We start from the raw sequence: 21,829 nt of genomic DNA, 5'->3' as shown, positions 1-21,829 counted from the left end.
ATTACTATGTTTAGTCGTTTTATAAATAGACCAGTACTTTCGATCGTTATATCACTGATCATTGTGTTTTTGGGTGTGCTTTCTATGGTACAGCTTCCTGTAACACAATTTCCATCTATATCGCCACCGAAGGTGAATATCACTGCGGAGTACCCTGGAGCAAATGGTGAGTTGATGATTAAATCAGTTATCATACCGCTAGAGCGGGCGATAAATGGGGTTCCGGGCATGAAATACATGGCTTCAGATGCCGGTAACGACGGGGAAGCAAGTATCCAGGTGGTATTCAATCTAGGAACAGATCCGAATCAGGCTTCATTAAATGTGCAGAACCGTGTGGCTTCTGTGGTGAATAAGCTTCCTCCAATTGTGGTACGTGAGGGGGTGAAGATTACACGTGAAGAATCCAATATGCTCATGTACATCAATCTCTATAGCAAAGACAAGGAGCTTGATGGAAACTTTATGTATAACTATGCGGACATGAACATTGTCTCCGAATTACGTCGTGTAGACGGTGTTGGGGTGGCTAATATTCTTGGAACGCGCGAATTAGCGATGCGTATTTGGTTGAAACCAGATCGTATGACAGCCTACAAGATTTCTGCAGAAGAGGTGATGAAAGCCTTATCAGAGCAGAGCTTGGAAGCTTCGCCAGGTAAAGCGGGCGAGTCATCTGGTATGACCTCCCAATCTTTTGAATATGTATTGAAATACCCCGGACGTTTTACGACGACTGAAGGCTATGGCAATATCGTGTTACGTGCGGGTGAGAATGGTGAAATGTTACGCTTAAAAGATGTTGCGGACATCAAATTCGGTTCGGCGATGTATGATATCTATTCTACATTGAACGGAAAACCATCCGCAGCGATTGTCTTAAAACAATCCTATGGAAGTAATGCTTCTCAGGTAATCCAAGACGTTAAAAGCAAAATGAAGGAATTGAAGGCATCTTTTCCTAAAGGGCTGGATTACGAAATTAGCTATGACGTTTCAAAATTTTTGGATGCATCCATGGAAAAGGTAGTCCATACTTTATTGGAGGCATTTGTGCTTGTTGCTATTGTCGTCTTTCTATTCTTAGGAGATTGGCGCTCGACCTTGATTCCAACCATTGCAGTACCGGTTTCATTGGTGGGATCATTTTTGTTCATGCAATTTTTTGGAATTACCATCAACTTGATCACCCTGTTTGCATTGGTGCTCGCCATTGGTGTTGTTGTGGATGATGCGATTGTGGTTATTGAAGCCGTCCATGCCAAAATGGAAGAGCTTCATATTTCGGCCTATAAGGCGACCAAAAAAGCGATGCATGAAATCAGCGGTGCCATTGTTGCAATCACGTTTCTCATGGCAGCAGTTTTTATCCCCGTTGCTTTTATGTCTGGTCCCGTAGGGATATTCTATCGGCAGTTTTCCATTACGATGGCAACTTCAATTATTTTGTCTGGTGTTGTTGCATTAACTTTAACGCCTGCGCTCTGTGCGATTATGTTAAAGAATAATCATGGCAAGGCAAGGAAGAAATCCATTATTGATAAATTTCTCGATTCTTTCAATAGATTGTTTGATAAGATGTCTAACAAATATGTTTACCTGTTGAAAGGCATTGTAGATAGACGGTTATTTACATTTATAGTCTTGATTGGTTTTTGTATTGGAGCCTACTTTTTGAATAATGCTGTTCCTGCAGGTTTTATCCCCAATGAAGACCAGGGGATGATTTATGCTATTATTCAAACGCCGCCAGGATCAACATTGGAGCGGACGAATTTGGCTGCTCAGACCTTGCAAAAAGAAGCAGAAAATATAGATGGCGTTCAATCGGTATCTTCATTAGCGGGTTATGAAATCCTGACTGAAGGAACTGGAGCAAATACAGGTACTTGTTTGATCAACTTGAAAAGCTGGGAAGAACGTAAAGAATCCTCGCAAGAGATTATTGAGCAACTAGAAGCCGCTGCCAAAAATATCCCAGGGGCGTCTATCGAATTTTTCCAACCACCGGCCGTACCGGGCTATGGTGCCGCGGGGGGATTTGAGCTTCGTCTTTTGGACAAAGCAGGTTCTGGTGACTACAAGAAAATGGAAACGGTAAGTAAGGATTTTGTACGTGAGCTGAACAAGAGACCTGAACTATCTTCTGTATTTACCTTCTACAGCGCGAGTTTTCCGCAGTATATGTTGCATATTGACAATGATCTGGCGCAACAGAAGGGTGTTACTATTGATAATGCGCTGAATACGCTTTCTACTTTGGTTGGTAGTAACTACGAAACGAACTTCATTAAGTATGACCGTCAATATAAAGTTATGGTTCAGGCTTTGCCGCAATACAGGGCTTTGCCGGAAGATATCTTAAAGCTGTATGTGAAGAATGAAAAAGATGAGATGGTCCCATTTTCAGCATTTATGCATATGGAAAAGGTCTATGGTCTTTCTGAGATCACGCGCCACAATATGTATTTGGCCTCCGAAATTTCAGGTTCTGCCGCGTCCGGCTACAGTAGTGGTGAAGCAATCCAGGTGATTAATGAAGTCGCTGCCAAAACGTTACCTCGAGGCTATGGTATTGACTGGGCTGGTATCTCCAAAGATCAAGTAGGTCGTGGAAATCAGGCAATTTATATCTTCTTAATTTGTCTTGGTTTTGTCTATTTGATACTTTCTGCTCAATATGAGAGCTTTATTATGCCTTTTGCGGTATTGCTTTCTTTACCAATCGGAATCTTTGGGGCCTTTCTATTATTGAAGTTATTGGGATTGGAAAACAATATTTATGCACAGGTCGCTTTGGTCATGCTCATAGGTTTACTTGGTAAAAATGCTGTGTTGATTGTTGAGTTTGCTGCCCAGCGGCATTCGCAAGGATTGAGTATTATTGAAGCTGCCTTGGATGGTGCAAAAGTGAGGTTTAGACCCATTTTGATGACGTCTTTTGCCTTTATCGCAGGCTTGATTCCCTTAGTTATGGCTTCTGGCCCAGGTGCAATAGGGAACCGTACGATCGGTACGGCAGCAGCGGGAGGTATGTTGTTTGGTACAGTGTTCGGTATTTTAGTGATACCAGGCTTGTACTATATCTTCGGAACTATTGCCTCTAGACGTAAGCTTATTAAACACGAGGATGAAAATCCATTAACTGAAGAACTTGATAATAATGACTAATCGCAGAAAAATACAATGGGTCATTGCAATTTCGCTTTCAGCAGCAGTGACGGGATGTAAGGTTCCGAAAGCGACACAAATACAGGAGAATAAATTTGTTCCGCAGCAATTTACAGACGTAGAGAAATCTGACACAACAAATTCAGCATCGGTTAAGTGGCGTGAATTTTTTACTGATCCAAATCTAGTTGTATTAATAGATACAGCGTTAAAAAACAATCAGGAACTGAATGTTACTTTGCAGGAGTTGGCAATCGCAAAGAATGATATTCTTTTACGAAAAGGGGCGTTGAAACCTACCGTTGGTTTACGTGCGGGAGGAGGTGTTGAAAAAGTTGGGCGATATACTAGCCAGGGGGCGGGTGATGCCAGCACAGAAATTGCTCCTGGAAAGGAAATGCCGGATCCACTAGGAGATTTGACAATTGGTGCGTATGCAAGCTGGGAAATCGACGTTTGGAAAAAACTTAAGGACTCCGAGCAAGCCGCACTCAACCGCTACCTTGCTACGGTAGAGGGGAAAAATTTTGTCTTGAGTAGCCTTATTGCCGAGGTTGCCCGTTCGTATTATGAATTATTGGCATTGGATAATCAGTTGACCATTATCAAACAGAATATCGAGCTACAGGACAATGCACTTGCGGTAATCCGATTGCAGAAGCAGGCTGCTCGTGTAACAGAACTGGCGGTTCAAAAGTTTGAGGCTGAAGTGTTGAAAACCAAAGGTATGGAATTTGAGACGAGGCAACAAATCAAAGAAACTGAAAACCGTATTAATTTTCTATTGGGGCGTTTTCCACAAGAGATCAAACGCGACAAAAGCAATTTTGTCGATTTGATCCCGGCGAAGGTTCAGACAGGCATACCGAGCCAATTACTGAGCAATAGACCTGATATTCGTGAGGCAGAGTATGAACTCACTGCAGCCAAATTGGATGTAAATATTGCACGGAAAGAGTTTTATCCCTCTTTGGAGATTTCGGCTGCTTTGGGTTTACAGGCATTTAAACCTTCTTACTTGTTTAAGATGCCGGAATCGGTTTTATACAATTTAATTGGGGAGCTTGCGGCACCATTGATCAATAAAAATGGGCTTAAAGCGGAATTTAATACGGCTAACGCCAAACAAATACAGGCTGTATATAATTACGAGAAGACAATTCTGAATGCTTACTTAGAAGTCTCTACACAACTTTCTAATATTGAAAACCTAGGGCGCAGCTACGATTTCAAAACAAAAGAAGTTGAGGTTCTCAATAATTCCGTGTCTGTGTCAAATGATCTCTTTAAATCAGCGAGGGCAGACTATATGGAGGTTTTGATGACACAACGCGATGTGCTGGATTCGAAACTTGAATTGATAGAAACGAAGAAGCAGCAGCTCAATGCTGTTGTCAATATCTATAAAGATTTGGGAGGAGGCTGGAAATAAGTTGTTTGTTTGAATGGACCCCGCTAGGCGGGGTTCTTTTTTTATAAGCCCGTGCAAACTTCTTTCTTGTGGAAATAGAATTAATGCTTATTTTTAATCCTTATTTAATCAATCGAATTTGTTTTATGGAATCACAAGAGTACATTCTTATCAATGATGACGCTGAAAGGGGAGTGTTTTATAAAAAAACTTATCTTCATGTTGCGCTTTCGATTTTGGCATTTATCGTTTTGGAAACTTTGCTGATCAAATTGATCCCTTATGATTTTATCGTTTGGATGGTTAGCGGAAAATTTATTTGGTTGTTTTTATTGGGATGTTTTTGGTTAGGGTCCACACTTTCATCAAGATGGACACTTTCGCAAAGCCGTCAAACCCAATATCTAGGACTAGCTTTCTATATTGTACTGGAAGCAATTATCTTTCTGCCAATGATTTTTATGGCGGTGTTTATGACAGAAGGAATTAGTGTCATTTATCAAGCAAGTATAATGACTTTGGCATTGTTTACCGGGCTTACTGTTGTAGCATTTGTATTCAATAAAGATTTTTCATTCCTCAGGAATATTCTGGTAATTGGAGGCTTCTTATCCTTGGGGGCAATTGTCGCTGGTGCTATTTTTGGTTTTGAACTTGGATTATGGTTCTCGGTTGCAATGATTGCATTTGCTTCCGGAAGCATACTCTATCAAACTCAAAATCTGAAGTATAGTTACGGCAACGAACAATACGTTGGAGCGGCGCTACAGCTATTTTCATCAATAATGTTGCTGTTTTGGTATATTCTACGAATTTTAATGCGCAGAAGATAAATTTTGTTCATTTTAAAAATAAGACACGGTGGTTAGAGTAAAGTTTATTTTAACCACCGTTTTTTACTTTTGTATAGTCTCTATTTTAGTCTATTTTTTAGATTCTTCAGCCCTTGATCGAAATCTTTGTTCATATTCATGAATAAATTCATAAAGTTCCATGGATAGGGCGATTTTCCTGAAATCCCCCAAGTCACTGAGGTTTGATTAGGCGAGATCTCTTTTAGGATAAAATAACCTTTGGCTGGTTCACCTATGCTGAAATCGAGGGATATTTCGATCGTTTCGCCATCGACTACAATCCTGCACGCGATTGACAAAGAAATAGATCTGACTAAGCTGATACAATCAGGTAATAGTTGTCGGGGTCACGTAGGATAAATTGATCTTTCAAAGAATTCTCGTTATAATGTATATCCTTCTCTATGACTGCATTTAGCAAAGTGGCGTTTTCGAAAATTTGCTGTAAATTGTCTACTCTAAAGAATAATATGAGTCCATTCCCTGCCTGTATTTGATTCCGCATAGTAGGATGATCATGTTCCCCCCATCTGTGTAAACAGAGAATAACAGTTCCGTTATCTGTGAGAATTTCAAATGTTTCTCCTCCATGTTGACCGGTACAGCCTAAAAGCTTTTGATAGAATTGTGAGCTTTGGGGAACGTTATCCACTGCGATGATTGGTTCTGTCCGTATCATGTTATCGTTGACTTGAATTTACTAAGGTTAATAAAAGAGACTTAGTGATTTCTCTCTCACCAAATCTAATATCATGCGATAAGCGGCCACCGAGTTACCGTGTTGATCCAAGGCTGGACTATAGGCCCCTATACCCATTTTATTCGGTACACTTACAGCGATTCCGCCACCAACACCCGATTTACTTGGAAGTCCCACAGTTCTGGCATATTCGCCGCTAAATTCGTACATCCCTGCAATGAGCATTTGCGATTGAACTAGCTGAGATAGACTTGGATTATTGTATTGCTTATTTCCATCATAGCGCACACAGTGATTGGCAAAAAAGAAACCTATTTTAGCCAGATCCTCTGCGGTTATCTCAATTGAGCACTGTTTAAAATAATTATTTAGTTTATCTTCACCATCACCATCAATGAGTCCATTGTTGCGCATCAGGTAGAACATACCTCTGTTTCGATTTCCAGTCTCCCGTTCCGAATTATATACGGATTTACTATAATCAATCTTTTCATTATTTGTTATAAAACGAATCATATTGCGTATTTTAAGAAAAGGTTCCTCACCTGTTCCTTTAATAAGCGATGTCGTTAAAATGGCGCCAGCGTTCATCATTGGATTGAGCGGTATACCCGATGTTTCCAAATTCGCAAAATGATTGAAAGGTTTGTCTGTGCCATAGTATCCCATATTATTAAAAACAACTTGCTCGCCATTTTCCAGTACGGCAATCATTAGGGAAACAATTTTTGAAATACTCTGAATTGTAAATCTTTGCTGTACGTCGCCGATACTAACAATTGTTCCATCACTATTTACGACCGAAAGAGCAATGGATGACGCGTTGGCTTTACCCAATTCCGGAATATAGTCGGCTACTTTACCTTCTTTGAATGACTGTCTATTTTTATCCAATATTCTATCCAACAATGCTTTATCAACAATCGCAGATTTAGCACCCTGTTGATTTTGAATGCTATTTTGAGCAAAGGCTACAGGAATTGATCCGCAAGATATCAAGCCAATAATACAGGCTACCAACCTAACATTTTTTCTCATTTTTTAATTATTTATTCGTTCCAAAGATAGGGAACAGTGTATTAAAAAGAAAAGAGGTGCCCAATAGATAACGTTTTTAGCACCTCTTCCTAGTAGGTCATCCTTTAGGCTGCATTTGGAGCTGGGTCCACATTCCAACCGGAAAGTATACCGCCATAGAAAAAGAAGGTGACGTAAAAATTCTTTTTGCTCACCTTATCAGTAACGAGGTATTTTTGAGTGACATCATATGCATCTATTTTTTTATATCTAAATAATGCTATCGGGCTGGCAGCAGGGTTTTCTGAACGGACCAAATCTTGTATCTTTTGGTTGATTAATTTCATAATTCCTTCTTTTTTGAAGGGATTATTTTCGATTTTCACATGTGCCAAACCTGTTAAAGTTCCATTATTTTGAGCTTTCTTCGCTTTCGCAGCAGCTGTATAGGCTCTGAATTTTTCCTTGATCTGAGGGTCTTTTAAGCTATGGATGGTAAAAATAGAAATTCCCTGCGCACCATTATTTAGCGCTTCATCCATATCGGTAAATATTTCCTCATTATTTTTAGCCATCAACCCACAGTATAGGGACGTATTTGCACCTTTATCGCGCACATTTTCTAAGGTACAATCGCTAATAAAGCTTGGATCTTCTGTATAGAAATTGCTGTACACCATTGGAAAAACAACATCTAAATTCCACTTACCCCAATCTTGACGTACCATACGCGAAGCCATTTTGGGGGTCGGAAATGGGGATGCTGCCATTGTTTTGCCATGAGAATGAACAATTTCTGCAATCATATTGGCGATATCTGTTATCTGATCGCAACGAAATTGGCGCCATTTGAGATCTTTCGATGGATCTTTTTGTGCACGAGGGTCATAGCCATATTGTTTTTTAAATTTTTCTATAGCAATGGGATGGTAGCCGTAATCCCAAGCGGGATACTCGCGATCTTGGACAATATTATATTTAGGCCAAAGGGTTGTGGGGAGGACAACATCCACATAACGATTGTAGTCAATAGAGATACCCTCCAATCCCTCAACTTCACAATAGGATTCAATTTTCTTTTTGATATATTCTTTTACTCCTGGTACTACGGGCGATAAAAATTTATAATAACCAACGTATGCAGTAGTATCTGCGAGACTTTTTCCATTGCGATTGACACTGAACCAATCTGGATGCTCTTTAAGTATTTTATCTCTGTCGTGTTCCAGATTCATCGTCCAAAGCCAGGCTATAACCTGGATGCCGTATTTTTTTGCAATAGGAATCGCTACACGATACTCATCTGGACTAGCAGCATTTAACATCACGCCATCGATCCCTAGATAGTTCATCTCACGGCAAATAGAATCAAAGTTTGTTTTGGCCTTGTAATCTAGCCAGGTCCAAAACATAGCGGTTTTTTCTTTGTCTGTGGCGTGAACGCTTGATACTGAAAAGCTTTGAATCAAAAGGAGCGCAAGGCCAATAAAGCATGTTCTGATTAGTGTTTCTTTCATAATATATTTATCGATTCTAAAATGTATTCCATATGTAAATGATGAAGTTTTCTCATGAACTGCAAAACTCATGAAAAGATCAATCTATAGGTTTTAAATTTAGATTGTATTGAAATTCGCGTGTGAAATTACATAAAAACGTGGAATTTATACCTGATCTTTTTTTAATCCGTTTGATTTTCTTACAGTTATTAAATTTTATTAGAATAACAAAACATTTTTTAGAGCTATGTGTTGTACCTACAACTTTAGATTTAGGACGATAAGATTATTAACAATGAGAAGTAAGCTGGGCTACTGGCTAAGAAAAAAAATGTTTTAGTATGAAGAAACGCTACATTCCAATTTCTATTGCATGTTTATTGAGCCATACCTTGGTCAAAGGGCAAGAATCAGGTACTGTACAAGAGCATAAAGTTGATTCTGTGCAACAAAAAAAAGATGACACGACATATCCCAAGCTTCAGGTGAAAGGTTTGTTTCAGGCCCGTTATCTCGTTAGTGCTACAAAAGATGTCGATGTCAATGGGCTACATCACAGTGATGGTTCAGGTACGGATAACAATTTTATGGTAAAATATATGCGGGTACAGATGCGCGCTCAGATTAGCAAGCGTACTGAAGTTGCCGTATTAGCTAACCTCGCAGATTTCAAAAGTGATCCCAAAACAAAAGTGCTCGAAAATGCCTACTTGAAATATACATTTAGTCCCAAATTGGCAATCACAGTGGGCCAATTTCGTCCTTGGTTTGGCATCGAGGAAACTTACCCTATTGACATCATCAAATCGTTGGACTGGTCGAACCAGTATCTTGAATTCGGTAAATTAGGTTGGGCAAGTTTTCAAATCGGGGTTGCTGCGACAGGCGAGACTACGCTAGGCGATATGCCCTTTAGTTATTCCTTATCTGTGCTGAACGGGAACGGGAAGAATCAAGTTGTTGATAACGATAATGGTAAGCAATATGCCACCCGTTTGGTCTTTGGGCTTTCAAAGAAGTATGGTGTTAATTTAGGGCTTAATGGTGGCGTAGGTGATGTGATGAAAAAACAAGTACATGCATTAGGTGTAGATCTAACTGGTAATGTTAGTTTTGGTAAACGATGGAATCTTGATATGCAACTGGAAGCAAAACAGGCGATCAATCATAACCTGTATTATTCTTTGGAAGAAAGTGCGCGAACATCCAAGTTGAGCGACTATTTGGTCCGCGGTATCTATTTTCTACCCAACTTAAGATATGAAGTGAATTATTTCAATCTAAGTGCTTTTGAGCTATCATGTCGGTATGAGTATATTGACCCAAATTACAAACTCAATGCAAATGCGCGTCAAACATATACGCCGATGTTTGGCTTGGAATTTTTAAAAAATTATGGTGCAAGAATACAGTTGGGACTTCAATTGGACCGATATAAAAAGCAAACAGAGAATACCAGCGAATTCAACAAAAATTTATTTATTGTTCAAGTACAAAGTCGATTCTAATCTATTAAACTACGTTTATCATGAAAGAAATCAGTATTAAAAATGTTGCCATTACTTTTCTAGTAGCACTCATTTTATGGTTTATCCCAATACCGAAAGGCGTCCGTCCAGAAGCCTGGCATTTATTTGCAATTTTCTCCGCAAACATTCTTGGGATTATTTTAAAAGCGGCTCCTATGGGTACGATGTGTATGATGGCCATTGCGTTTACGGCCCTGACACAAGTATTGGCGCCGGAAGATGCGGGTAAGTCGATTACAAAAGCTTTGACAGGTTTTGGAGATAAGGTAATTTGGTTGATTGGTATCTCCTTTTTTATTGCCCGGGGTTTTATTAAAACTGGACTGGGAAATCGAATTGCCTTTCTTTTTATTCGAGTTTTTGGAAAGAGTTCATTAGGACTTGCTTATGGATTGGGCTTGGCGGATGTTTGTTTGGCTCCGGCGATTCCCAGTAATACAGCTCGAGGGGGTGGGATTATTTATCCCATCATGAAATCGATGGCAATTAGTTTTGATTCTGTTCCAGATAAGCCAGAGACACATCGAAAATTGGGATCCTATCTGACTTTAAATAGTTATTATATGAATCTAATTGCTTCTTCGATGTTTTTGACGGGAACGGCCAGTAATCCAATGTGTCAAAAATTTGCTGCAAACCTAGGAATTGATATTACCTGGATGTCCTGGGCGATTGCTGGATTTATACCCGGTATTGTCGCATTTTTTGTAGTTCCGCTTGTTCTTTATAAGTTATATCCACCTGAATTGAAAAAAACAGGTGATGCACCTAAGATGGCGGCGCAGAAATTAAAAGAGATGGGACCAATTTCCAGAAATGAATGGTTAATGCTTTTGGCGTTCTTTATCTTATTGGCATTATGGATTTTTGGTGGTTCTTTTTCAATTGATGCGACAACCACAGCCTTCATCGGTTTGACACTACTTTTACTGACCTCTGTATTGACCTGGGAGGATGTTAAAGCCGAAAAAGGAGCATGGGATACGATTGTTTGGTTTGCTGTTTTGGTTATGATGGCCAGTTCCTTAAATGAGCTTGGCTTTATCGGCTGGTTTAGCGACCTGATCAAAGTACAGATTGGTGATTTAAGTTGGCAAATAGCCTTTCCGGTAATCATTCTTGTTTATTTCTTTAGTCACTACATTTTTGCGAGTGCTACCGCGCATGTTGCGGCTATGTATGCGGCCTTGTTGGGGGTTGGTGTTTCTTTGGGTATTCCGCCAATGCTGCTTGCAATGATGCTTGGATTCTTGGGCTCTATCTATGGTGTTTTGACACATTATGGCCATGGCCCTGCACCGGTATTTTTTGGAAGCGGATACGTCGATTTAAAATCATGGTGGCTGCGTGGACTGGAAATTGGTATCGTATTATTGGTGATTTATATGGGCGTTGGTGGATTGTGGATGAAGGTTATAGGCTATTATTAAAATTAAGATCTTATTATGTTAACTACATTGTCAAAGAAGATGCTTATGTGTCTGACGGGTTTATTTTTAGCGTTCTTTTTACTGATTCACTTTCTTGGGAACTTACAGCTATTCTTACCGCAGGAACAAGCACATCTACAATTTAATGCCTACTCACATTTTTTGGCAGGCAATATCTTGATCAAAATTATTTCTTACGTACTTTATGCAAGCATTATTGTGCATGCTTTGGACGGATTGATCATCACCGTAAAGAATAAAAAGACCGGTGCCCACTATGTTTCAGATCATCGGGGAAGGGCAAGCAAGTGGTATTCGCGAAATATGGGGATTTTAGGGACCCTGATCCTCATTTTTTTAGTTATCCATTTCCAGAATTTTTGGTACGTGTATAAATTTGGCGCTCTTCCACTTGATGAACGCGGTAACAAGGATTTATATGTGCTTGTAATTGAGGTTTTTCAGCAATGGTGGTATGTACTTATTTACGTTTTATCTATGGTTGCCCTGTGTTATCATCTTATTCATGGGATTCATAGTGCGATTCGAACTTTGGGCTTATTCCATCCCAAATTTGTTAAATGGTTTAAGATTATTGGTATCAGCTATTCGGTCATCATAAGCATTGGTTTTGCTTTGATGCCTATTTATATATTTTTTACAGTTAAATAAGGGGGAGAAGTCATGACATTAAATTCAAAAATACCGGATGGACCATTGGATCAAAAATGGACCCGTTATAAAAAGACTGCCAAGCTTGTTAATCCTGCAAATCGTAAAAAACTGGATGTTATCGTTATCGGAACCGGACTGGCGGGTAGCTCCATCGCAGCTTCTCTTGGGGAGATGGGGTATCAGGTAAAATCCTTCTGCTTTCAGGACAGTCCGAGAAGGGCACATTCTGTGGCTGCTCAAGGTGGTGTAAATGCCGCAAAAAATTATAAAAATGACGGGGACAGTGTTTATCGTATGTTTGTTGATACGCTAAAGGGCGGTGATTTTCGTGCCCGTGAGGCCAATGTCTATCGTATGGCCGAATGTTCGCTCAATTTAATCGACCAGGCAGTTGCACAGGGTGTTCCTTTCGGTCGTGAATATGGAGGCTATCTGAACAATCGATCTTTCGGAGGTGTACAGGTAAGTCGTACATTCTATGCGAGAGGTCAAACTGGACAGCAGCTTCTTTTGGGAGCTTATCAGGCACTTATGCGCCAGGTCGGCAAAGGTGCCGTACAGCTTTTTTCCAGGCATGAAATGCTCGACATCGTTGTAATAGATGGAAAGGCACGTGGCGTTATTGTTCGAAATCTCGATACAGGGGAGCTTGAACGACACGCTGCACATACCGTTATACTAGCAACCGGAGGGTATGGTAAAATTTATTATCTATCGACACTAGCAATGGGCTGTAACGGCTCTGCCATTTGGCGGGCACACAAGAAGGGTGCATTAATGGCCTCCCCGAGCTGGATTCAGATTCATCCGACTTCGTTGCCGCAGTCTGGCGATTATCAGTCTAAATTAACACTAATGTCAGAGTCGTTACGTAATGACGGAAGGATTTGGGTTCCCTTGAAAGAAGATGAGAAGCGGGAACCAAACGCTATTCCGGAGGAAGAGAGAGATTACTATTTAGAACGTCGTTATCCGGCATTTGGTAATCTTGCTCCAAGGGACATTTCATCTCGGGCGGCCAAAGAACGGATTGATGCTGGCTTTGGGATTGGTCCACTTAAAAATGCTGTTTACCTTGATTTTGCGAAAGCTATTAGAGAACAGGGGAAACAGAAAATACAAGAGAAATATGGTAATCTGTTCGATATGTATGAAAAGATTACGGGATATGATGCTTATAAAGAACCGATGATGATTTCACCCTCCGCGCATTTTTCAATGGGGGGATTATGGATAGATTATGAGCTGATGACAAGCCTGCCGGGCTTATTTGCGTTAGGTGAAGCTAATTTTGCAGACCACGGTGCAAATAGATTGGGTGCCAATTCCTTGCTCCAAGCCTCTGTGGATGGTTATTTTATTGCGCCCTATACGATTGCAAATTATTTGGCAAACGATATTCACACGGGGAAAATTTCTACAGACCATATTGAGTTTGAACGTGCAGAGGTAGGTGTTCGTGCGCAAATTGATCGATTTTTAAAGATCAAAGGCAGTAAAACCGTAGATTATTTTCATAAAACACTGGGTAAAATACTCTATGACTATTGTGGGCTCGCGCGTAATGAGAAAGGCCTCCGTTATGCTATTGTGGAGATTAATAGGCTGAAGCAAGAGTTTTATAAAGATGTAATTGTTAGTGGTGAAGCCAATACCTTAAATACAGAATTGGAAAAAGCTGGACGTGTAGCCGATTACTTTGAAATTGGAGAATTGATGTGTTATGATGCGTTGACGCGGAACGAATCCTGTGGGGCACATTTCCGGGAGGAATATCAGACTGCAGATGGGGAGGCATTACGGAATGACGCTGAATATCAGTTTATTTCCGCTTGGGCCTGGAAGGGAGAGGGGCAAGAACCTGAGCTAATTCGGGAACCATTAATTTTTGAAGAAATACAACCAACTGTAAGAAGCTATAAATAAATAGAACGATTATGGATTTACACCTTAAAATATGGCGGCAAAAAGATCGCAACGCTACAGGAAAATTAGTTACTTACACCTTAACAGATCTCAATCCACATATGTCGTTTTTGGAGATGTTGGATACCCTAAATGAACAGCTTATTACGCATGGAGACGAACCTGTAGAATTTGACCATGATTGTCGTGAAGGGATCTGTGGACAATGCGGCATGATGATCAATGGCATCGCACATGGACCACTTAAGCATACAACCACCTGTCAGCTACATTTACGTTCATTCAAAGATAACGATACGATTCTTATCGAACCTTTCCGATCAGCAGCATTTCAGGTTAAAAAGGATTTAAAAGTGGACCGTTCGGCATTTGACCGGATTATTTCTTCTGGGGGATTTGTATCCATCAATACTGGTCAAGCCCCAGACGCGAGAGTGATTCCTATTTCTCATGAGTTAGCTGAGTCAGCATTTGACTCAGCGGCCTGTATTGGTTGTGGTGCTTGTGTTGCAACGTGTAAAAATGGTAGCGCCGCATTATTTACCTCCGCAAAGATTACCCATATGGCTTTGCTTCCACAGGGAAAAGAAGAGCGCAGTGAACGTGTTTTAAATATGGTGAAGCAAATGGATTTGGAGTCATTTGGTCACTGCACGAATACAGAAGCCTGCGAGGTGGAATGCCCACAAGGTATATCAGTTTTGAATATAGCGCGCATGAATTTTGAATATAACAAAGCACTATTTTTTAAAAAGAAATAGAGACCAACTGTCGAAAAAAGTGGCACGATTGTTTCTTATATCGGATTTATAATAAAAACTGAAGCCATAAAAGAGGTGTACGGGATTGATGAAGGTTACTAACCTTATCCCTGAAAGTAGGGATTTGTAAGATTTTTCGGTTAATAAATAGGTTTTTGTAGTAATTTTGAAAAAAGAAATTCATTAAAGTTTTAGCGATTGATATGAAGTGTAGTAGGTTGTTTGTGGTACTTTTCATTTGTAGTACAATGTTTAGTGTAACCGCATGTAAGGATTTTTCAAACAAAGTCTTGGGAAAAGGCGAGCTGAAGGACACACTTACGGAAAAATTGGTTGTCAAGGAAAAAATACCACATTTGTTGAATAGGTGGGATTCACTTCAGAAAAATCAGATTCAATTTACAGTAGATAGCTTGCATCCTGTTCCGATCAAACAGCAAAAGCGTGAACTTAAAGATTCCTTGCGTAGGGCTTTTGATAAACACCCTAAACATATTTATTTAACTTTTGATGACGGTCCATTGATTGGTAGTGCCTTTATCGATTCTATTGCGAAAGAAAAAAACATTAAAGTGAGTGTATTCCTTATTGGCAAGCACGCCAATATGAGTAAAGGTAGGAAACGTGATCTTGCGCGATATGAATCAAATCCTCTCGTGGCATGTTACAATCATAGTTATACACACGCAAATAATCAATATTCTAGATTTTATAATAACCCTCAAAAAGCTTTTGCTGATTTTGAAAAAAATGAAACGGATCTCAACTTGAAGCATAAGATCGTTCGACTTCCGGGAAGGAATATCTGGATCTATGATCATGTACGAAAGATAGACCTCAAGAACGGAACCAGTACGGCAGATTTGCTTCATAAAAATGGCTATACGATTTATGGTTGGGATGTGGAATGGAGACTCAATAGTATTACTGGAGCACCCATTCAGAGTCAGGAATCGACCCTGACTCATATTAGGAATTATATGAACAACAAGAGTTCAATGGTACCGAACAATGTCGTTTTCTTGATGCATGATGATATGTTCCAAACGAAAAAGGGACAGCAGGAATTGTCTTTGTTAATCGACGCACTTAAAATGGAAGGCTACCAATTTGAATTTATGCAAGATTATCCCATTAAGTATTAATTAAGCACGCTGGCATCAAAAGATGACAGCGTGTTTTAAATTGCCTACCGTTCTATTTGCTCTCTTACAATCTTTTTTCCTATCTCTTAATAATTGCTGTTTAACTACTGCGCTATGCTGCAATTTTGGCTGTTTTTATTAAATTAATTATAGATGTAATTAGAAAGTATAGAAAGCTGTCCTTTTATTTTATATGCACTAATATAATTTCGATATTGTAAAGATGTATTTATTCACGCAATCCTTTGTGAAGGTCTATGTAATAAAGAGGTCAAAACAATCTTAAAAAAAAATTAAAATTATTTTGCGAGTTGTGCGAAAAGATCACTTACTAAATAAAAATCAAGTAACTTATTTACAGGTGTTTATGTAAAATATGTTAAATAGTGTAAAAATAACACTTGTATTTTATCATAATTTTTGTAAATTCAAAATGCATATTCAATTATAAACCGCTGTTGTAAGATGCTAAACCGATAAATCTTATCACGGCAAAAAAAATAACTATTATAAATAGAATTTAAACATTAAACAGTTTTTATGATCAACTGCCATTATTTCTCAAATCAATGGAAGAGAGCGTTTTGGACTGGTTCACTGTGTTCTTTAGTCACATTGAGTCCGCAATTCGTCGACGCTGCAACGTTTGCAAGCTATGGAATTTTCTTTCAACAAGAGTTAAGTGTTACAGGTAAAGTGACCGATGAAGCTGGAATGCCTATTCCAGGAGTGACCATTTCGGTAAGTGGAAGTAACTTAGCGACTAAGACCGACAATGAAGGTAAATACAAGTTGGATAAGGTGCCAAGTACAGGTACCCTCAACTTTCGAATGGTTGGTAAGCTATCAATGGATGAAGCTGTAAAGGGAAGACGTATTATTGACGTCATTCTACTCAATTCACAATCTAGTTTGGAAGAGGTTATCGTGGTAGGCTATGGAAAGCAAAAAAAGGAGACTGTGACTGGGTCTGTAGCGACGGTTAAAGGGAGTGATCTTGCCAAATCACCAGCATTGAACATCTCAAATGCATTAACAGGCCGTGTCCCTGGTGTCACAGCGACCAATGGGAGTGCCGAGCCCGGTTATGATGGATCTAACATCAAGATCCGCGGGACAAATACGTTAGGGAATAGCAGTCCTTTGGTGGTAATTGACGGTGTTCCGGCGCGTGAAGGCGGAATCGAGCGGCTTAATCCCCGTGATATTGAAAATATATCGGTACTTAAAGATGCTTCTGCAGCAATTTATGGGGCGCGTGCGGCTAATGGCGTTATTCTTGTCACCACGAAAAGAGGAAAAACAGGTAAGCCACAATTTTCCTACACTTTTAATCAGGGATATTCCCAACCTACTGTAATCCCTAAATTGACCACTGCTGCCCAATTTGCCGAAATTAGGAACGAACTTGAGATCTATAATCTATCGGTCGACGAATGGTCTGCAGCATATAGCGCAATAACGGATAAAGGAAGTTATATTAAAAAAGATGGTGGAGTATTAGATGCACCTTTTAAACCTGAGGATATCCAAAAATACCGCGACGGGTCTGATCCTTGGGGCCATCCAAATACAGATTGGTATAAGTCTACCCTAAAAGATTGGTCGCCGCAACAGCGCCACAATCTCCAGATCAATGGAGGTACTGAGGATGTCAAATATTTAATGTCCTTGGGTTATCAAAATCAGGACGCCTACTACAAGAACTCTGCCACAGGCTATAAACAATATGATTTGCGAATTAATCTCGATGCTAATATAAGTCAATATATCAAAACGCAATTCGGCGTATTAGGGAGACAGGAAAATCGTAATTTTCCAACAAAAACTGCTGGTACAATCTTTAGAATGCTTATGCGCGGAAATCCCACGCAACCTGCAATTTGGCCAAACGGTATGCCAGGACCAGATATAGAAAATGGTGAAAACCCCGTCGTTATCACTACTAATGCCACAGGATATGATAGGGACAAACGCTATTATTTCCAAACGAATGGACAGGTTGAAATTACTAATCCATGGGTTGATGGTTTGAAGCTTACCCTGAATGCATCTGTAGACAAATATGTGAAAAACCAAAAAACCTGGGTGATACCCTGGACATTATATTCGTGGCAAGGTGCATATGAAGCTGATGGGGAAACACCCCAACTGGTCCCTGGGCGACGTGGCCCTGCGGATCCAAATTTGAATCAAAGCAATGAAGATCAATTAAATATCCTACTTGGGGGTATTTTAAGCTTTGACCGGAAATTTGGAGACCATCAAGTGAATGCTATTGCGGGTATCAATAGAGAAACAATTGATAACGATAAATTCAGTGCTTATCGCCGCTACTTCCTTTCCAATGCAATTGATTATCTTTTCGCTGGCGGGGAACAGGAAAAAAATAACGACGGTGCGGCATGGAAGCGCGCACGTCTAAATTATTTTGGTCGGTTTGGCTATAACTACAAAAGTAAATACATCGCCGAACTCTTGTGGCGTTACGACGGTTCTTACATGTTTCCTGAAAGGGAGCGATTTGGGTTCTTCCCTGGGGCAATGGCCGGGTGGGTCGTATCAGAAGAAAATTTCTGGAAGGAAAATATTCCTGTAATTAATTATTTCAAAATCCGTGCTTCTTACGGCCAGATGGGAAATGATAACATCTACTATGATGATAAATTACAAGAGTATCAATATTTTTCTACGTATTCTTTTGGAACGTATATCGTAAATGACAAGTTAGCCAAGTCTCTTTACGAAAGTCGTATACCAAATGAAATGATTACTTGGGAAGTAGCCAATAACTACAATCTCGGATTTGATTTTCAGTTTCTTCAAGGCAAGTTGAACTTGGAATTTGACATCTTCAAAAACCGCCGTAATTCAATTTTGTGGCGCAAAAATGCGTCCATACCGCAGAGCACAGGAATGACGCTCCCAGCTGAGAATATCGGTAAGGTGGATAATAAGGGATGGGAGTTTAATCTCGGTTACCATGGTAAAGTTGGGGAACTTGGTTATACTGTAGGTGTTAACGGCGGGTATGCGAAGAATAAAATCATCTTCTGGGATGAGGCACCAGGAGCGCCGGCATGGCAGCAGAGTACAGGAAAGCCAATAAAAACTGATATCTATTATATTTATGATGGCGTGTTCAAAGATTTAAGTGACATTGCAAACAATCAATTAGATTACAGTGCAATAACAAAAACGCTACGTCCTGGTGACATGAAGTATAAAGATTACAACGGTGACGGAAAAATCACACCCGATGATAAAGTTAGACGCGATAAAAATAGTGATCCAACATTTCAAGGCGGTTTCAATTTTAGCCTTACCTATAAAGATTTTGACTTATCGGTATTATTTCAGGGTGCTACAGGCGGAGAGATCCGTGTCGGTACAGATGAGTCTGGATCTATTGGAAATTTTGTGGAGGAATTCTACGAAAATCGCTGGAGTATCAGTAACCCGAGCAGTGTATATCCACGTTTAACAGACCGCGGTAATCAATATTATTCCTATAATAACACGTATTGGATGCGAAGTACAGATTACCTCCGACTTAAGAATGTAGAATTAGGGTATAATCTATCCTCTAGTATATGCAATAAAATTGGTATAGGCTCATTGCGTCTATTCGCGAATGGAATGAACCTAATTACTTGGAGTAAAATCAAAATGTATGATCCGGAAGCTGTAAATGCATTAGGACAATATTATCCACAAGCAAGATTAATCAATCTGGGCGCGTTATTATCGTTTTAATCAACAGGAATTTAAAAGAAGAAGAAGATGAAAAAGATTACCAATATATCACTCATTCTACTTGTATTATCTGCAACATTACACGCTTGTAATGATGATTTTGTAAGTACAAAGCCACTCAGTGAAGTGCCACAGGAGGTGGTGTGGTCAGATGCGGGCTTATCAGAAGCTTTTGTGACTGAAATTTATAATGGATTTGGAGTAGGTGGATTTTATGAACAGCAAATGGCTTCGATGACGGATGAAGCCCTATTCACCCATCCAAACCGGGGAATAAATACAGTTACTGAATCGCGCTCAAACCCTGCCGATCAGGGCTATATTATGGAAACTTATGAATATGGGCGCATGTATACACGCATCCGGGCAACTAATATTGCGATTTCTAATTTAACAGAAGCCAAATTTGATAAAACAAAGGCAGATAAGCTTTTAGGTGAGGCTTATTTCTTACGTGCTTATTATTATCAGCAGCTGTTACGCTACTATGGCGGAATACCGATCGATAATAAGATCTATACGCTGAACGATAAAGACTACATGGTTCCTAGAAATACCTATGAAGAATGTGTCAATGCCATAGTTAAAGATCTTGACAATGCGGCTCAGCTTTTGAAAGGTGCATCTCAAGTAAAAGGAAGGGCGAGCGAAGCTGCTGTACTGGCATTAAAATCAAGAGTTTTGCTGTATGCCGCTAGTGACCTTCACGATGCAAATAAAGCAAAATCAAAGTCTACATTATTAGCAGGATATAAAAACCCAGAGTATATAATGTATACCACAGGTAATCAAACCGATCGTTGGGCAAAAGCTAAAGCTGCTGCTAAGGCTGTCATTGATCACAGCGAATTTGCCTATAAACTTGATTTAAATCAGCCTGTTTCGGCTGCCGATGGAACGATTAACTACATGGCTCTTTCCTTAGGTGGGGGGAGTAAAGCAGTTGACTTTACCGCGGCGAAAGACATTATTTTGGGCCGATTTTTTATCGATGAAAAAGATGAACGCGGTGGTTGGGTAGGTCGCGACAATGGACCGAATGGTTACCACAATTGGGCTGGAAATACGCCAATACAACTGTTGGTAGATGACTACGAGACGATTGCCGGTGAAAAGTTCGATTGGTCAAATCCAACTATGGCAGCTAATCCTTATCAAAATCGCGATCCGCGTTTGAAGGCAACTCTATTGTATGATGGTGCAGACTGGAAACCTCGAACAGCTGATGTGGCCGCAAGGGATAAGGCAAATCAGATTCAGACGGGGCAATATGAGGTGGTTAATGCACAAGGTCAAAAAAACACACATTTTGGTCTCGACACAAGAAAGAGCCCTATTGAAGATTGGAACGGCTCCCGAACGGGCTATTATATCCGTAAATTTACTGATCCAGATCCTACAATGGAGGACCAAAATACAAGACAACGTATTCCATGGCCGATGTTTCGTTATACGGAAGCGGTATTAAACTACGTCGAGGCATGTCTGGAGTTAGGTGAGGAAGGCGAGGCTAAAATATGGATGAATAAAATTCGGTTTAGAGCTGGAATGCCTGCAATACCTAGTAGTGAGAGTGGAGCGGCGTTAAAAGCACGCTATCGAAACGAACGTCGTGTAGAGTTAGCTTATGAGGAACATCGCTTCTTTGACGCAAGACGTTGGATGATAGCTGCAGAAACAATCGGCCGGAAGGCAAATATTATCAATATTACTGGAACGCTTAAGGCAGGCAAAAGTGTGACACAATATAAATATGATCCAAGCAGTTACACCTATAAATATGTTGTATCGGATATTGATCCAGGAATCGAAAACCGAAATTGGGATGACAAGATGTATTTTACATCTTTACATCGGGACGAGATTAATAGAAATACGAAGTTAATTCAAAATCCCGGATATTGATTCAGAAAGGCCTTCATTATAAATGGAGGCCTTTTCAACGTTATTTTTAG

General features: G+C 39.9%; 15 protein-coding genes. 12 read left to right on the top strand and 3 right to left on the bottom strand.

Features of this window, described 5'->3' with window-relative positions:
* Positions 1 to 6 precede the first annotated feature (6 nt).
* From VXM68_RS16615 to dltX, 4 genes are all read left to right on the top strand, one after another.
* Positions 7 to 3,171 (top strand): efflux RND transporter permease subunit, encoded by a 3,165-nt coding sequence (locus VXM68_RS16615; protein WP_294350314.1) that lies wholly within the window; start codon positions 7 to 9, stop codon positions 3,169 to 3,171.
* A complete protein-coding gene (locus VXM68_RS16610) occupies positions 3,164 to 4,603 on the top strand; it encodes a TolC family protein (RefSeq protein WP_367209426.1) in 1,440 nt (479 codons plus the stop codon). The genes VXM68_RS16615 and VXM68_RS16610 overlap by 8 nt, the downstream gene beginning before the upstream one ends.
* Before the next feature lie 68 nt (positions 4,604 to 4,671).
* Positions 4,672 to 5,415 (top strand): Bax inhibitor-1 family protein, encoded by a 744-nt coding sequence (locus VXM68_RS16605; RefSeq protein WP_367209425.1) that lies wholly within the window; start codon positions 4,672 to 4,674, stop codon positions 5,413 to 5,415.
* Between the two features lie 28 nt (positions 5,416 to 5,443).
* Positions 5,444 to 5,557 (top strand): teichoic acid D-Ala incorporation-associated protein DltX, encoded by a 114-nt coding sequence (gene dltX / locus VXM68_RS16600; protein ID WP_367113703.1) that lies wholly within the window; start codon positions 5,444 to 5,446, stop codon positions 5,555 to 5,557.
* A 192-nt stretch (positions 5,558 to 5,749) separates the two neighbouring features.
* Here the strand turns inward: dltX and VXM68_RS16595 are convergent, their stop codons facing one another.
* From VXM68_RS16595 to VXM68_RS16585, 3 genes are all read right to left on the bottom strand, one after another.
* Complete coding sequence (locus VXM68_RS16595) at positions 5,750 to 6,115, bottom strand: VOC family protein (RefSeq protein ID WP_294187982.1); 366 nt, start codon at positions 6,113 to 6,115, stop codon at positions 5,750 to 5,752.
* Between the two features lie 27 nt (positions 6,116 to 6,142).
* Positions 6,143 to 7,174, bottom strand: a complete 1,032-nt coding sequence (gene glsA / locus VXM68_RS16590) for a glutaminase A (protein ID WP_367209423.1) — start codon at positions 7,172 to 7,174, stop codon at positions 6,143 to 6,145.
* A 104-nt stretch (positions 7,175 to 7,278) separates the two neighbouring features.
* On the bottom strand, positions 7,279 to 8,670 hold the full coding sequence (locus tag VXM68_RS16585) for a hypothetical protein (RefSeq protein ID WP_367209422.1): 1,392 nt from the start codon (positions 8,668 to 8,670) through the stop codon (positions 7,279 to 7,281).
* Between the two features lie 323 nt (positions 8,671 to 8,993).
* Between VXM68_RS16585 and VXM68_RS16580 the strand changes: the two genes are divergently transcribed.
* From VXM68_RS16580 to VXM68_RS16545, 8 genes are all read left to right on the top strand, one after another.
* Positions 8,994 to 10,160, top strand: a complete 1,167-nt coding sequence (locus VXM68_RS16580; RefSeq protein WP_367209421.1) for a porin — start codon at positions 8,994 to 8,996, stop codon at positions 10,158 to 10,160.
* A 20-nt stretch (positions 10,161 to 10,180) separates the two neighbouring features.
* Entirely contained in the window at positions 10,181 to 11,611 is a 1,431-nt protein-coding gene (locus tag VXM68_RS16575; protein ID WP_367209420.1) for an anion permease, read from the top strand.
* 15 nt (positions 11,612 to 11,626) lie between these two features.
* Positions 11,627 to 12,283: a succinate dehydrogenase cytochrome b subunit gene (locus tag VXM68_RS16570; RefSeq protein WP_367209419.1), complete on the top strand. Its 657-nt coding sequence runs from the start codon at positions 11,627 to 11,629 to the stop codon at positions 12,281 to 12,283.
* Between the two features lie 12 nt (positions 12,284 to 12,295).
* Positions 12,296 to 14,212, top strand: a complete 1,917-nt coding sequence (locus VXM68_RS16565; protein WP_088161590.1) for a fumarate reductase/succinate dehydrogenase flavoprotein subunit — start codon at positions 12,296 to 12,298, stop codon at positions 14,210 to 14,212.
* An 11-nt stretch (positions 14,213 to 14,223) separates the two neighbouring features.
* Entirely contained in the window at positions 14,224 to 14,973 is a 750-nt protein-coding gene (locus VXM68_RS16560; RefSeq protein ID WP_367209418.1) for a succinate dehydrogenase/fumarate reductase iron-sulfur subunit, read from the top strand.
* Between the two features lie 248 nt (positions 14,974 to 15,221).
* Entirely contained in the window at positions 15,222 to 16,118 is an 897-nt protein-coding gene (locus VXM68_RS16555; RefSeq protein WP_367209417.1) for a polysaccharide deacetylase family protein, read from the top strand.
* A 540-nt stretch (positions 16,119 to 16,658) separates the two neighbouring features.
* Positions 16,659 to 19,874: a SusC/RagA family TonB-linked outer membrane protein gene (locus VXM68_RS16550; RefSeq protein WP_367209416.1), complete on the top strand. Its 3,216-nt coding sequence runs from the start codon at positions 16,659 to 16,661 to the stop codon at positions 19,872 to 19,874.
* A gap of 27 nt (positions 19,875 to 19,901) precedes the next feature.
* Positions 19,902 to 21,779, top strand: coding sequence for a RagB/SusD family nutrient uptake outer membrane protein (locus tag VXM68_RS16545; protein ID WP_367209415.1), 1,878 nt, complete (start codon positions 19,902 to 19,904; stop codon positions 21,777 to 21,779).
* The last annotated feature ends 50 nt before the right edge of the window (positions 21,780 to 21,829 follow it).

Origin of the sequence: Sphingobacterium sp. R2, from assembly GCF_040760075.1 — a bacterium.
Classification (GTDB): Bacteria; Bacteroidota; Bacteroidia; order Sphingobacteriales; family Sphingobacteriaceae; genus Sphingobacterium.
This window is presented reverse-complemented; position numbering and strand designations above follow the sequence as displayed.